Origin of the sequence: Salinigranum halophilum, assembly GCF_007004735.1 — an archaeon.
In the GTDB taxonomy this organism is placed as follows: Archaea; Halobacteriota; Halobacteria; order Halobacteriales; family Haloferacaceae; genus Salinigranum; species Salinigranum halophilum.
In genome coordinates, this window is record NZ_SSNL01000006.1 from 19781 (window position 1) to 34026 (window position 14246).

Annotated in this window: 16 protein-coding genes; 12 read left to right on the forward strand and 4 right to left on the reverse strand. The window is 62.6% G+C overall.

The features are described from left to right. Positions 1 to 60 precede the first annotated feature (60 nt). The 3 genes from E6N53_RS15525 to E6N53_RS20790 all read right to left on the reverse strand — a co-directional run bounded on the left by E6N53_RS15525 (position 61) and on the right by E6N53_RS20790 (position 1470). Positions 61 to 264, reverse strand: coding sequence for a hypothetical protein (locus E6N53_RS15525; protein ID WP_136591206.1), 204 nt, complete (start codon positions 262 to 264; stop codon positions 61 to 63). A gap of 117 nt (positions 265 to 381) precedes the next feature. After that, positions 382 to 1221, reverse strand: coding sequence for an ABC transporter permease subunit (locus tag E6N53_RS15530; RefSeq protein WP_142860470.1), 840 nt, complete (start codon positions 1219 to 1221; stop codon positions 382 to 384). A 78-nt stretch (positions 1222 to 1299) separates the two neighbouring features. After that, positions 1300 to 1470, reverse strand: a complete 171-nt coding sequence (locus E6N53_RS20790; RefSeq protein WP_161596574.1) for a hypothetical protein — start codon at positions 1468 to 1470, stop codon at positions 1300 to 1302. Between the two features lie 334 nt (positions 1471 to 1804). Between E6N53_RS20790 and E6N53_RS15535 the strand changes: the two genes are divergently transcribed. The 4 genes from E6N53_RS15535 (at position 1805) to E6N53_RS15550 (ending at position 5703) form a co-directional block, all read left to right on the forward strand. Next, positions 1805 to 2170: a hypothetical protein gene (locus E6N53_RS15535; RefSeq protein ID WP_142860471.1), complete on the forward strand. Its 366-nt coding sequence runs from the start codon at positions 1805 to 1807 to the stop codon at positions 2168 to 2170. 231 nt (positions 2171 to 2401) lie between these two features. Further along, a complete protein-coding gene (locus E6N53_RS15540; protein ID WP_142860472.1) occupies positions 2402 to 3277 on the forward strand; it encodes a DUF7847 domain-containing protein in 876 nt (291 codons plus the stop codon). 288 nt (positions 3278 to 3565) lie between these two features. Then, positions 3566 to 4324: an SDR family oxidoreductase gene (locus tag E6N53_RS15545; RefSeq protein WP_142860473.1), complete on the forward strand. Its 759-nt coding sequence runs from the start codon at positions 3566 to 3568 to the stop codon at positions 4322 to 4324. A gap of 407 nt (positions 4325 to 4731) precedes the next feature. Next, positions 4732 to 5703 (forward strand): NAD(P)-dependent alcohol dehydrogenase, encoded by a 972-nt coding sequence (locus tag E6N53_RS15550; RefSeq protein ID WP_236642380.1) that lies wholly within the window; start codon positions 4732 to 4734, stop codon positions 5701 to 5703. Positions 5704 to 5986: 283 nt separating this feature from the next. On the opposite strand, the gene E6N53_RS15555 is transcribed toward E6N53_RS15550, so the two are convergent. Further along, positions 5987 to 6868 carry a CPBP family intramembrane glutamic endopeptidase gene (locus tag E6N53_RS15555; RefSeq protein WP_142860475.1) on the reverse strand — a complete coding sequence of 294 codons (882 nt, stop codon included), beginning with the start codon at positions 6866 to 6868 and terminating at the stop codon, positions 5987 to 5989. 271 nt (positions 6869 to 7139) lie between these two features. Between E6N53_RS15555 and E6N53_RS20795 the strand changes: the two genes are divergently transcribed. The 8 genes from E6N53_RS20795 (at position 7140) to E6N53_RS15590 (ending at position 14066) form a co-directional block, all read left to right on the forward strand. Then, the gene (locus tag E6N53_RS20795) at positions 7140 to 7292 is read left to right on the forward strand and encodes a hypothetical protein (protein ID WP_161596575.1); all 153 of its coding nucleotides are present in this window, start codon (positions 7140 to 7142) and stop codon (positions 7290 to 7292) included. A 354-nt stretch (positions 7293 to 7646) separates the two neighbouring features. Then, on the forward strand, positions 7647 to 8366 hold the full coding sequence (locus E6N53_RS15560; RefSeq protein WP_201740221.1) for a DUF7847 domain-containing protein: 720 nt from the start codon (positions 7647 to 7649) through the stop codon (positions 8364 to 8366). Between the two features lie 456 nt (positions 8367 to 8822). After that, complete coding sequence (locus E6N53_RS15565; RefSeq protein WP_136591178.1) at positions 8823 to 9236, forward strand: DUF7475 family protein; 414 nt, start codon at positions 8823 to 8825, stop codon at positions 9234 to 9236. A 145-nt stretch (positions 9237 to 9381) separates the two neighbouring features. Then, positions 9382 to 10758, forward strand: a complete 1377-nt coding sequence (locus E6N53_RS15570) for an aryl-sulfate sulfotransferase (protein ID WP_236642413.1) — start codon at positions 9382 to 9384, stop codon at positions 10756 to 10758. 363 nt (positions 10759 to 11121) lie between these two features. Beyond that, positions 11122 to 11673 carry a hypothetical protein gene (locus tag E6N53_RS15575; RefSeq protein WP_142860477.1) on the forward strand — a complete coding sequence of 184 codons (552 nt, stop codon included), beginning with the start codon at positions 11122 to 11124 and terminating at the stop codon, positions 11671 to 11673. Further along, complete coding sequence (locus E6N53_RS15580; RefSeq protein ID WP_142860478.1) at positions 11670 to 12965, forward strand: hypothetical protein; 1296 nt, start codon at positions 11670 to 11672, stop codon at positions 12963 to 12965. The genes E6N53_RS15575 and E6N53_RS15580 overlap by 4 nt, the downstream gene beginning before the upstream one ends. Positions 12966 to 13161: 196 nt before the next feature. Next, positions 13162 to 13617, forward strand: a complete 456-nt coding sequence (locus E6N53_RS15585) for a DUF5518 domain-containing protein (protein ID WP_142860479.1) — start codon at positions 13162 to 13164, stop codon at positions 13615 to 13617. Beyond that, entirely contained in the window at positions 13614 to 14066 is a 453-nt protein-coding gene (locus E6N53_RS15590; RefSeq protein WP_142860480.1) for a DUF5518 domain-containing protein, read from the forward strand. The genes E6N53_RS15585 and E6N53_RS15590 overlap by 4 nt, the downstream gene beginning before the upstream one ends. The last annotated feature ends 180 nt before the right edge of the window (positions 14067 to 14246 follow it).

Sequence of the window (14246 nt, forward strand, 5' to 3'; positions counted from 1 at the left end):
GCTGAACTGGAAGCCATCATACGAGCACGGCATCGATACATCGTGCGACGACGTCGGCGTTCAGTCGAGAAGCGCCATCAGCGTGAACCCACCGTAGAAGCCGAGCGCGTGTAGGACGACTTCGGTCACGAACTCGGTCGGTGTCGTGATGTCGAACGTGTGAATGAACAACACGTCGGTGGTCACGACGACTGACGTGATGCAGAGACAGACGACCACGCGGCGACCGCTGAGTACCGGACCTGACCAGATGGTATCACTCACGAGTGTACTTCTCGTTCGACTGTCGAGATTTTAATACCTGCTATCGCCGGGAGTAGACGAATCGAGCGCGGGCGGACGAACAAGCACCTGTACTGGGACATCTAGGGGTGATTCTGATTACTGGATGTCAGCGCGTTCGAACCGGAGATACCCGAGAACGAGCGGCAGAGCTGCCCAGACAGCGAGGATGACGAAGCCGACCCAGTCGTCGAGGTAGAACGCACTCCCTTGGGGATAGAACGTGATCGCACTGTACTCGGGGATGACCGCTCTGACGGCGTGCATGAACGCGGTCGAGGGGTTCAACAGGCCGATGAACTTGAACCAGTCCGGCAGTCCCGTCTCGGGGATGTTCTGCCCGTAGATTGCCAACTGCAGCACCAACAGAAGCACGTCCCAGCCGACGAGGAACAGCGAGTACAGCGCTCCGGCACCGACGAACGCCTGCTGGCGTGACTGCATCGCCGCCGAGAACCCCGTGGCGAAGGCGATGTAGACCGCGCCATAGAGCACCGTGAGGAGCGTGTAGCGGCTGAACACGACGAAATCGAACGACTCGTACGTTGCCAGGGCGATGACACCAGCGACAGTGTAGCCGACGAGTATCGAGACGGTGATGACGCCCGTGCGACCGATGAACTTCCCGAAGACGACTTCCAATCTCGAGTTCGGAAGACCCAGCAGGAGTCGGAGGCTCCCGCGGTCCTGCTCGCGGATGATCGTGTCGTACGCGAGGACGAAGCCGATGAGCGGAACCATGAACACAGTCGGTTGTCGCATACTGTTCAGGAGGGCCAGCGTGCTCGCGTCCACGGCGCTGTCCCGGTACATGACGGGAATCCACTGGATGGCGGCGAGACCGGTTGCGAAGACGACGAACAACAACGTCGTCGACAGGAGTGAGAACGACCGAATGGAGTCTTCGAAGTCCTTCCGGATGACGGCCGAGAGACTCATGTACGGCTGTCCACACTGGAGCCACATCGATATTGGGGTGTGAGTCGCGCCGTTCAAACCCGGTTGTGGAGTGGGGAACTACCATCCCGATACCTGGATGTCGTGCTGGCGGACGAACACGTCGTCGAAGGGTGCGTCGAGTGCGGTGGCTGCTTCAGCGACGAGGTCCCACAGGCGGTACAGGCCGGGGGATTCGGCAGCTTCACCGAGAGAAAAGCGAGTCGTCGGCGCGACGACGGATTCCCCCATCCGGCCCTTCGTTGCCGGCCGCGACGCCGGTCTCCCCGCAGTCGTCGATATCGAAGCGAGCCCACCCAGAGACGTCGTGCAGGGCTTCGTCGGCGTCTCCCTGTCTTGATTCGGGGGCGACCGGTGCCTCAGACGTCTCGTCACCGAGGAGTCGCACAAGGGCGTCTCGGGAATCGGTCCGTGATGGCGGGGCTTTTTTATCGGGGTGACCAAACGTCAATCACCCTGTATGTCACGCGACGATGTGCCCCGCTCACTTCGCAACCTGCTTGTCGGACCCGGGGACACTCGCTTCAGACGGAATCTCACTCTCCTGTCCGCAGTCGTACTCGCCGTGTCGACGTGTCTCGCGTACGCAGTCGACCTGTTCACCGTCGCAGGAGGAATCCTCATCATCCCGGGAGACGCGACCGTAGTGGGTCTCGTCGTCGCGACGGGTGTCGGGTACCGGAGTGGGGGCTTGGTTTTCGCGTGGATGCTCTTTTTCGCGGCCTATCTCGGGTTCCACGCTGACTGGGCATTCTTTGGACTCTCGGGAAGAAGCCTCTCTGGAGAACTGGCGTTCTTTTTCGACCCGGTCAGTCTCGCCGTGTTCGGCACCGCAGCTGTACTCCTCGGAACACTCGCCTACGGTGCTGGGTCACTCACTCGCCGGTCCCTCGGCCGCCTCCGTCAATCAGCGACACGAGGTGACCCCTGAACGTGTGCTACAGTGGTGACCGCGCTCACACGTGTACAGGTAAATCACTCGTGATTGACGTATCCCATTACAAGATAAAATTACAGTTATAGCTATGTAAGGCTGTCCTCGAAGTGAGTCACTGTATCACGCTCTCTGGGGGTTGAAAAGCGCGCTCCGCGGCAGCACCCGAACGGCCCTATCTGGCAACGAATCAGTATCTCTTTACACCGCGTTCGAGCTAGTGCAGGTATGGCAGTCCTCCAAGCGCTCCAGACAGCTATCGGTGCGGCGAGACGCAACCCACTGGTGTTCGTCATCGCTGCGGCGTTCAGCCTGTTTCAGGTTCCCAGTGTGCTCGCACAGTCGCTCCATCCCCTCGTCGGGAGCGTCGTCTCACTGGGGGTCAGTGGACTCACGATCTTCGTCGTGCCGTTCTTCTTCGGTGGAATCATCGGGATGGCGAACGAGGCCATCGACGGTCGAACCTCCTTCGAGACGTTCGTTCGCGAAGGCAAGACGCACTACGTGTCGATTCTGGTGGTCTATCTCGGCCTGTTCGCGATAAACCTCGTCCTGGGATTCGTCATCACGTTCGCGGCAATCCTCGGTGGCATCTTCTTCCTCGGAAGTGCCGGCCAGCCGAGTCTCGTCCCACTCGTGATTCTCGCCATCATCGGCGGAATCGCGCTCCTCGGATACCTCCTCATCGCGTTCGTCGTCCAGTTCTTCGGTCACGCGGTCGTCGTTGACGACCTCGAGGCGGTCGACAGTATCAAACGGAGCGCGTGGTGCGTCCGACACAACCTGGTGGCCGTCTTCGGCTACACCGTGCTGGCGGCCGTCGGCGGTGCCGTGTTCGGCGTGTTCGGTGTGCTGTTCTCGCTTCTCACGTCGCCGCCGTTCTCACAGGGGGAGGGTGTGGACCCTGTCGGACCGGCCGCGGGTCCTCTCCCGGTCGACCTCCCGTCTGTGGGCCTCGCTGGCACCGCCGTGCTGGTGGTCCTCATCGTGATACTCACCGGTCTCTTCGCCGGCCTCTTCGCTACCTTCTCGACCGCGTTCTACCGGACGATCCGACCGGTCGATGAGCACACGACTGAGGACGGGACCGAAGTGAGCGGGTGAGCAACGTGAGATCGGTCGCGGCCACCACAAGCGTTGACCGTGCTGCCCGTCCGACCTCCGACGACGAGAAACGGTCAGCTTCGGATTCCTCGGACTCGTCCTCATCGAACCCGGGCAGAGGCGGCGAGCAAATCATCGGAGAATTCGAGAGACGAGTCGTCTCCGGTTCGTTCGCCCACAGTGGAGACGCAACCAGCCAACTGGAGCGCACGTCCAACAGAGCGGGTCGAGGGCGTTCTTGATTCGTGGGGATGACACCCTAGGTACATATCGTGTGCATCTGAAGATGTGGCGTACAACCTGGCTGACAAGACTGCCATCGTGACTGGTGCGGCATCGGGAATCGGAGAACAGACTGCAGAGCGGTTCGCCCAGGAGGGGGCGAACGTCGTCGTCGCGGACGTAGTCGCCGAGGAGGGGCAGAACGTCGTCGACGAGCTCGAATCCGCAGGGGGCACAGCGACGTTCGTCGAGACGGACGTCAGTGACCCTGCCGACGTCGAAGCGCTGGTACAGACGGCTGTCGAGACATACGGGAGCGCCGACATCGCCGTCAACAACGCAGGCATCGAGGGCAGAGATGCCCCGCTCGCAGAACTGACGATGGACGACTGGAATCGAGTGATCGACATCAACCTGAAGGGCGTGTGGCTGTGTATGAAGCACGAACTTCGGGAGATGGTCGAGAACGGTGGCGGTGCGATCGTCAACACCTCGTCGATCGCCGGGCTCGTCGCCGCTGGTGGGCCACCGTACGTCGCGAGTAAACACGGCGTGCTCGGGCTGACGAAAGTCGCTGCGACGCAGTACGCACAGGAGGACGTCCGCGTGAACGCGGTCTGTCCAGGGGTCATCGACACGGAGATGGTTCAGCGCGCTGCCGACGAGGACCCCGACTCGATCGAACAGTTCGTCCAGATGCAACCGCTCGGCCGGATGGGGACGCCGGAAGAAATCGCCAACGCGGTCGTCTGGCTCTGCTCTGACGAGGCCTCGTTCGTCACCGGCAACGCCTATCCCGTCGATGGCGGTTACATGGCGCTCTGAGTGCCCCGGGCCGGCGGAATTTTTGGTCCGATGATGAAAGAAGAGCCCCCATACCCTCCGAATGACAGTCAGCCCACGGCAACCGCGAAATCCTCACTGTCGCCTCAATGAGCCGGGTTTCATCCTGGCTGGAGGTCGCACGACATCGAGCCGGGTATCCAGCAGACGAGGACCGAGTTGGCGTCGGTCCACGCTGAGAGAACGCTACGTCTGCACGGGAAATCTCTCACCCGTCCTGTGACGACGTACCCGTGGTGTCGGCGAACGACCCGCCAGTTCACCGGATTCTCTCGAAACCGAACACGCTACCCCTCGTACCGAGCACGCAGCTTACGACACTCGCCGCCCTCTTCTCCCGTGGAATGCCGACAAGCTCCACCGAACGAACGACCAGGACCGACACGAGAATGAAGGCCGTCGCGGCCACAGCGTACGGCGGCCCGGAGGTCCTCGGGCTCTACTCGGCGCCGAAGCCCACCGCGGAGCCCGACGAGGTCCTGATCCGCGTTCGGGTGTCCACCGTCGGCCCGGCCAACTCGGCCATGCGCGAAGGACGGCCGTTCCCCGTCCGCTTCTTCAGCGGCCTCCGACGTCCCACGTCCATCCCGGGCGACGCGTTCGCCGGTGAGGTCGCGGCCGTCGGCAAGAGCGTCACGCGCTTCGCCATCGGCGACCGGGTGTTCGGGACAATCGCGCCAGAGTCGGGCGCGCACGCCGAGTACGTCTGCGTCCCCGAGGACGGTACGGTCGAACTGACACCCGCAGGTGTGAGTGACGCCGAGGCCGCCGCCGTCGCCGATAACGGCCTCACAGCGATGCTGTTCCTCCGTGACGTGGCCGACCTCCAGCCCGGCCAGTCCATCCTCATAAACGGTGCTTCGGGCGGTATCGGGACGTTCGCCGTCCAGCTCGCCACCCACGTGGGGTGTGAGGTCACCGGCGTCTGCAGCACTAGGAACGTCGACCTCGTGCGCTCGCTCGGTGCCGACAGGGTCGTCGATTACACGACCACCGACGTTACCGAGACGGATGAGACGTACGACGTAATCTTCGACGCCGTGGGCAAGGGGTCGTTCGCGGGGTTCGCGGACGCGCTGAACCCGGGCGGGCTGTACATGACGACCGTCCCATCAGTAGGGGTTCTCCTCGCCATGGCCCGGACGAGGCTGGTCGGCGACAGGCGGGCCGTCTTCGCGGCCACGGGGATGAAGCCAGTTGGCGTGCGGAGACGATACCTCGGGGAGCTACGAACGCTCCTCGACTCCGGGGAGATCCGCTCGGTAATCGGGCGACGGTATCCGGTCAGGGAAGTCGTCGAGGCGCACCGCTACGTCGACACCGGGCACAAGCGCGGAACGGCCGTGGTGACGATCGATTGACCGGCCACCCCGCAGACGAGTCGAGGCAGACACGGTCGTGGGGGCGGCGGCAGAGGTCCGGTCGCTCCCTCGGATGCGGCGCGGAGGTGGCCGTCCCCGTCTCGGCCGTGGCCGTCGTCTCCCGGTCCGGGTGATGATGGCACCGTGAACGAAGAGTCACGAGCGGTGCCCACGAGTCAGCCTCCAGCTGTCCTGCATGGCCGCGACGAAGTTCTCGTCCTCGACGGCGACGGAGACGGATCAACCCGGACGAGAAACCGTTCCAAGGCGAAAACAGCGTAGCTTACCCACGGGAGGTATCGCTTTGCAGGGGTGGATGGGGCACGTCGCCGGTCTTTCGCAGCGTCTTCGCCCCCCAGATCACCGTGATGAGGACTGCAGTCAGGACCCAGGCCGGGTAGTAGTACTCGTCTGCGACCTCGACGGTATCGGACACGAAGTTCACCCATCCGTGCAGGAGGATGATGCCGAGGATGCTACGCGAGGTATGGTTGTAGACCCAGGTGAAAATGACTGACAGTGCGACGATACCGATCATGAACAGCCAGAAGCCGCTCGTCGCGAATCCGACGAACTCGCGTTGAAACGACCCTTCGACGAAGAACAGCGGGAGGTGCCAGACGGCCCAGACGACGCCCAACAGTAAACTTGCACCGAGTGCCGATCGGTCCAGCTGAAGTCGGTCTAATGCGTACCCGCGCCATCCGAACTCTTCGAGAATCGGCGGGAGCGTCGCGAAGAACAGCGTCGGGAGAATCGCCAGTGGATTGCGACTCAGTTCTCGAACGGCCTCACCCCAGACAACGCCTGAGCCGCCCAGCAGTGACGCACCCACCGCGGCCACGACCGTCACTCCGACCGGGGTCAGCAGGATGACCAGGAACCACCGTACGCCGATACGGCGGGGTTGTTTGATTCGATTCCAGAAGTCAGCCCGCCCCCGGTCGTCGTAGACGAGATAGATGAATCCGATACCGGCAGCCCCCGGGCCGAGAAGTGCCAGCAACTGCAACACTACCCCTTCGACGCTCTGAAAACTCACGTCCAGAACTATCGCCAGCAGCAAGAAACTCCACGTAACGGTGTAGGTCACACCGAAGAATATCCACGGATTCCCGAGAGAGGTCGACATCCCACCGAGTGAAATCCGTCTCGGTTCTTGCATGCCGAGAGAACACATGTTATCTATTTAATATTTTCGCGGGGGTGTCACCGGTCGTAAGAGGTGAGGAATGAGGCGATTGATGTTCGAATGCACTCTGTCCGAATTCGACCACCTCAGCCGAAGTGCCGAGTAGATTGACGCGGGATGTGTGGAGCGACAGTGGACACCCCGAGGTCGCGATTCAGGTGTGTATTCAGTTCCGTCTTGCAGAATTATCTATTCTAAATACAAAATAGCAGCTTTATATTTTGGCTTCGATTGGGTTCCGACCGTGACCCACAACTGGGTTCAGAAGGCAGACGTACAGCCCGACATCGATGTCGAATCGAAGCGGATTGTGGTTGACGGAAGTGACAAACAGCACGTGAACGACGTCACGTTTCTGATCGACGAGACGGCTCATCTCGAAGCTGCACTCGACTGACTCGGCCTCCGACATCGCGTGAGTCGGCATGAGAATCGAAACGGTGTCGAACGTATCCATTTTGGATAAGGTCGAAGTACTTGTTATCTTTCAAATATGTTTACGAACGCTCGGCTCCCGACCGTGGACTCGTGGCTGGACTCTTCGCCGGCTGGTAGAATCGGTCGTGAAGTTGACACGACCAGTTGGCACGGCCCGGAGTCCAGCTTCGTGACCTGTCCAGCGGATTCCAACCCCAGCGAATATAGATTCAACAGCAGTTGAAGCGTTCCCCGGATTCATGTACGGCAGTCGTGAAGCAGAGGTATGGCCCTCCAACTCGGCCGTGCGTTGAGCCGCGGTGTTCGACGCAGTGTGTCAGTCAGTGGTCTCGTCGTCCTGGGGTTGACCGTGCTGTATCAGGTCGCGCTCGTCACGTCGCTGAACACCCTCATCCTCAATCAACTCCCGGACCGGATTCAACCACGCGAGGCGGGACTGAGTAGTCTCACACTCCCGCTCTCCACGGACGCAGCGATCGTCGTCACGGTCGTGTCGCTCCTCATCGGATTCGGGGTGTTCCTCGTTGCAGCGCGATTACTCAGCCGGGACCCCGCAGAACTCTCGACGCTGCCTGCCGAGGTGTTTACCCGTCGTATCGGGCGAGCGTTCCTGTCAGCGGCCGCGGTCAGCCTCGTTCTCGGGGTGGTGCTTCCGCTCGGCTTCGCGCTGTTTCTCGTCCCGGGCCTCTTCTTGGCCATCAGTTTCCAGTTCGCCATCTTCGCGGTCGCCGTCGAAGACGAAGGCCCACTAGATGCCTTCCGTCGGAGCTGGGAACTCGCGAGAGGGAATCGATGGCGACTTCTCGGACTGGTCGTCCTCCTCGGAGTGGTTGGCGGGATAGCTGGAGCCGCAGGGTCGTTGTTCTCCCTGGCCAGCCCGCTAGTCGGCCAACTCGTTTCGCTCGCGACGAATTCCGTCTTCCTCGTGCTGACGTATGGGATTCTCGCCGACGCGTTCCTCCAACTGCGTGAAGAGCCACTTCTCGGGAGCGGTGGTGGTCACTCTGGTACGCCCGACGTCGAAGCGCTCTAACGGTAGAGGAAACAGCACGTATCGGCCACAGGAACGGACACCCCTCTATCGATCTGTCCGACGTGTTCTCGTCCGTCCCGAATCGTGTCCGCCTACCAACGAGGTGCGAGCCAGTCTACCCACCTCCCGTTCCCCGAGAGAAAACACCGAGTCGGATGGTTTCGGCCCGCTCGTCGTCGATATGCCCCCGTGAACTCTCTGGTGACTTCCGGTCGACTCGATTGGTCCGTTCCTGAACAGTTCGAACGGATCGATAGAGGGGTCGGCGGACACTTCGAGCCGACCGTGTCTAAGGCCAGACCAGGGTCATCGAGTCCAGTGAGGTACCAGAACAGGAGGGTGCCAGTTCACACACCTCGTTAGACTCCTGCGATGGCAAGTCCGTCCACCGACTGAGCCCTCAGGGATTCGGAAGCGGCACCTCACTTTTTTATCAACACGAGTACAATACTGCCTATGGCTGCAGATTCGACCGCGGTGACAGGCACAGACTCGCTCGTCAACGTTCCATCCCATCCAGTCGCGTACGTCGCGATTCTCGCAGCGGTTGTTACGGCCATCATCCATCTGCTCCTCGGGCCTCGTGTCATGGGATTCAGTCAGCTGCTCGGGATTCTGTTTATCCTGAACGGTCTGGGGTTCCTTGGTGGGCTCGTCCTCTACGTGAGTCGGTACTGGCGACGCGAACTGTACCTCGTTGCTGCTGGGTATTCCCTGGTGACGATTCTGGCGTTTTTCGCCTTCCAGGGCTTCGGCGTGGACGCGTTCTTCAGGAGTGGGAGCCTCAATCAGCTGGCGGTCGGAGCGAAAGCAGCTGAACTCGTGCTCGCCGTGTGTGTAGGGTATCTGTACACGAACACGTCGCGGTAGGTCCGTCGAGCCTCTTTCGGCCGGTCTGCCGGGTCGCAACTTTCTTTTATTTATCATGTGACGTTGGTTCGAACTGAATCGACCGATGAGACTCTCTCCACTTCGCTCCCTGCGCTGGGCCACGCGTACCGCTCTGGCACTCGTGGTGCTTGTCTTGGTCATCGAAGCGACCACAGCGACGCTTGTGTACGACCCACCCGAGATCCAGACCGGCAACGTCGAGTCGTCTGCGACCGGGGCGACGCTCGTCGCGGTGCAGGGGTGGCACGTCGACGGACGTGGGAACGAAAACAAACCGGCACGACTCGTCTCGTTCGATTCCTCCGGGAACGTCTCGTGGGTGCACGACGGTCCAGAACGCAGTGTCGGCTGGTTTTACGACGCCGATCCTCTGCCGGGCGGTGACGTCCTCGTGGTGAACACCATCCGGGAGGGTGGCGTCGGCAAGACGCTCGTATACAGACTCGATCCGGAGACCGGAGACCGCGTCTGGCAGACAAAATTCAACATCACAGATACCCACGACGCAGACCTGATCAACGGCGATCAACTCCTCGTGGCCAACATGCGCGAGTGGGATGCGGAGAACTCGACCAGCAACGACCGGCTGTTCATCTACGACCTCACCGAGGAGCGGATCGTCTGGGAGTGGTACTTCAAGAACCACTACCCAGAATCGATGGACGGAGGAGTGAATCCGGACTGGACCCACGTGAACGACGTCGACAAGATCGGACCGGGGCGGTATGTGGCCTCGCCTCGAAACTTCGACCAGGTGATCGCGGTCGACCGAGAAAGCAAGAACATCACCTTCCAACTCGGTGCGGATGACGACCACGACGTCTTGTACGAACAACACAACCCGACGTATCTCGAAACCGACGACGGCCGGCCGGTCGTCCTCGTCGCCGACTCCGAGAACGACCGCGTCGTGGAGTACACCTGCACCGAGCGCGTCAATCAGAGTTGCACGTGGGAACGCACCTGGACGGTCGGCGCGGGCCAACTCGACTGGCCGCGTGACGCGAACCGGCTTCCGAACGGGAACACGCTAATCACCGATTCGAGGAACCACCGTATCATCGAGGTGACACCGAAAGGCCGCATCGTCTGGGAGGCCTACGTCCCCTGGGGGCCGTTCAGCGCCGAACGAGTCGCCCACGGGAACGACGGCGTCAGGTCACCGACGATGCACGACCTGGGATACCGGGGCTCTTACAATCTGACCGGAACCGCGGGGCTCACACCCGGCACCGAGGAGGATGGCCGCCTGTTCCCCGGGTGGCTTCGTGCGAACTTCGGGGGGCTCCCGGTCGTGGGTGACCCTGCCCGCGCACTCGCCGACCGCTGGCAGGCTGGAGCACAGTGGGTCCGCCCCGTCTGGATGGCTCCCTGGTCGTTCGTCTATCTCGTGTTCGGTGCACTCAGTACACTCATCTGGGCACTCGCGGAGGGACTCTATCAACGCCGTCGGCTCGTCAGTGCGATCAGAACGATTACGGACCGGGTACGGGCCTGGTAGTGGACAGTGCTCGTCAGTGCCGGCCGGTGAACCGGACCGGCGTTGTCACAACGACTCATCCGTCGGACGACCCGCCAATAACTTTCTCGTGTAGGCGGTATCCGGAGCGCCGCGGTCCGGTCGGCGAACTCGTGGGAACCACGAGACATATGCCGTTGGTGCCACCAAACCTACAGAGAGACGATGGTCCCCCTCACCCGCCGCCGCCTCCTCCACGGAACCGTCGGTCTGGTCGCCGGTGTAGCCGGCTGTAACGGACTCCAAGGGAACGGTTCGGCACGAACGTCCTCCCCGACTGCCAGTGAAGATAGCTCTGACACATCCACCGACTCGACGACGAGTCCCGAAACCGCCCGTGTTCGAGTGGCTGACGGCCGTCCACCGATCTGGCTCACAGGTCCCGACCGAAACGACGGCCGTCCCGCTCCGGACGCCCACTCTCGTCACATCTCGTCCCTCATTGTCGACAGTCAATCCCGGGCCGAACGTGTCGAAATCGTCGATGTTCCGGCGGCCGAGCGCGCGCGGTCGTTCATCGCGAGTACATCGTTCGACCGCGAGACGGTCTACATCCAGAACCATCGGGTCAGAGAGTGTTTCCGGCTCGACCTCTGTCACGTCTCGTGGCACTCCACGACAGTCGAAACCGACTACGCGCGGATACTGCTGCCGTACGACGAGCGGTGCGCGGCAGACACGTGGGCCGCCGAAAGCTGGCTCGTCCGCATCCCCGCCGCGCTCTCAGAAGACGAGGTGAGCGGCTACAGCACCTCCGTCGGATCCGCTGCCTGTGACCGTACAGCGGGTCCTGGCGGAGCCACCGGAGAACGTGGCAGCGCCGACACCGCCGACGGTGTCGCCCCTCCATCTCGCGTGCCTCTCTCGGAGAACGCCGACCCGGACGGTGAGCGATGATGCCCGCACGAGGGTCTGTCACCCGACGTGGGCTGCTCGCGCTCGTCGGGACGAGCGCGATGGCCGGCTGTAGTGGGCTCGGAGGCCTGGCTGGCGGACGACGGGAGACGATCAGGGCGTACGATCTGCCCGACATCGACGAGGACTCGGCGCTCGACCCGCCAGTCCAACCGTCCGTCCCGGTCGAAATCGAGGCGTCACATCTCGACGCTGCCCGGAGTCGGACGACCTCACTCCTCGCGAGACTCCCGCTTCCGTTGGGACCCGACGACATCCCGAACGGCCACGTCCGCCGCGAGCTCACGGATGCGGCCGACGATGCGACCGATCGACTCGACGAAGCCCTCGAGGCAGACACCCGATTCGCGGCACTCCGAGCGCTCCGGCACGCCCGCGACCAAGCGCGCTCCGCCGCGGCCGGCTGGGCGGTCGTCGAGGACGGACTCACGGTCGAACGCGTCCGCCGAGAACACCGACAGTCGGTCGCCGACGCGCGGTCGTTCCGTGAGGACCACGAGTACCTCGGGAGGGATCCAGTCCGAGCAGCACTGGTGCACGCCCGGATCGAGACGGCGCTCGAACGGGCCGTAGGTGAGACTCGCGTCCACCCCTCACACGAAGGGTCCGACCTTCTAGCAGTGGCTGCATGGGGTGAAGAAGCCGAATCCGTCCGCGCGCTCGTCGCCGATGTGCGACAACTCGACGCGCAGTTCACCGCGTCGCTCCCGAACGATGTCGGGACGGTCGGGGCGACGATTCGTGGTGCTGCCGAGCGGCTGTTGTCGGATGTCCGCTCGCGCCGGCCCGACCTGCCGCCCGAACCGACCGCCGAGGAGTGGGGGGTCGAAGAGCGGCTCGTTTCAGACCTCCGTCGAGCGGCGTCGAGGGGGCCCAAGCGAATCGCGGAGGCGCTTGGGCCTGCCACTGCGGTGGTCGACGCGAACCGACGACTCGCGTACATCCGGGCGTTACAACGGGTACACTCGCGCCTCGACGAGGACGGCGGGTACCAGATCGAGAGCGCAGCGGACATCAGGTCACTCCGGACCGAGGCCTACGACGCATTGCAGACCGCGCTCGAAGCGAGTCCTGTCCCCGACCTGGCCCGCACCGTCGTGACGGACGCCGGCGGTCGGATTGCGAGTGCCGACTGGGAACTCTCGCGAATCCAGGGTGAGGCACGCCTGTCACAGTTCGACGACGTAATCGGTGGGTACCTCGCCGGGAGGGCGCTGGCTCGCGCGACTCCGGAGGCGTGTCGACAAACTATTGATACACTCGGCACCGGCTAGATCAAACCGTCCACGTCTGTCGTCTGTGACTCCTGTACCGGTCACGCGATTCTGACAGAAAACGGGGAGGCCGCTCAGCAACCACTGGAGACATCGCATCTCGATCACGGAGAACCGTGACCGAGGATGGTTCAACGACCGCTTCAGTCTGACAAACTATTATCACGCGGCTCCATCAAACGGTGATTGAGTCACGATGTCAGACGTTGGTCCCCCTCCCCAGCACGGAACGACACCGTGGAAGTACGCCCTCATCGGTGGGATGGCTTCCCTCCCGTTCACCACCCTCAGCTACTGGCAGACGGGGTCGGAACTCTCGCTTGGAGCAGTGTTGTTCGGTGGTATCCTCGCCGGCTATCTGGCCAGGCGCGCGGGCGGTGAGACCAGCGGGGTCGGGACCCGAGTCGGAATCGTCGGTGGGCTCCCGGTGCTCTGGGTCGTTTTCGACGTAATCGCGGCCACGAGTGGGTTGGCCGGGCCAGCGTGGTTCGTGACGAGCGCGACGCTGCTCACGGTTGGCTTTACTGTTGTGGTTGCAGTCATCGGATTCGGAATCTCCGCGCTCGTCGGTGAAGTCGGGACCCGAATCGGGAGTTGGGTGGCCGGCAATCGCCCAGACGAACCGACCTCGTCGCCACGAGCAGAGTCGTGACACAGTCCCTCCGGTCAACGCTTCGTAGGAGTGCCGTTTCGGCACCGTGGCGATATGCACTCGTGGGCGCACTGTGCTCGCTGCCCGTCGGTGCCCTCCTCGACCGATTGCCGAACTCTTCGGCGACGGTCGGCGGCAGCATCATGCTCCTCGGAGCGTTTCTCGCGGGAGTCATCGCCGTACTCCGCTCGACGGACCCGGCTGCGTCCGGACTCCGCGCTGGTTTCATCGGTGGGGCAGTCGCCGTATGCACGCTGGCGATGAGGGTAATCAGTATGGCGGCCAGTGACATGGCGGCATGGCCGCTCTCCAGAGTCGCGTTCTGGGTCGTCGCCAGTGGGTTTGTGCTGTGTGTCGCCCCCCTCTTCGGTCTCGTGTGCGGTCGCATCGGCGGAGGGCTGACGAACACCGTTTTCTCCCGATTGGTGAGCGGGACAACCGAGTCGTGACCGTCTCTACGGAGGCGTAAAGCGGGTGCCTCCGAGTCGTACGGAAATCGGAGAGATCAGTGCGGACGAGAGACTTCGCCTCTCGGACCAGTTGACCCCGAGGCGGTTCACCTCGCTTGAACGTTCCTCGTGACAGCCAGGATTCACATCCCGGTGAACGAGCGCATCGCTACTGGTCAC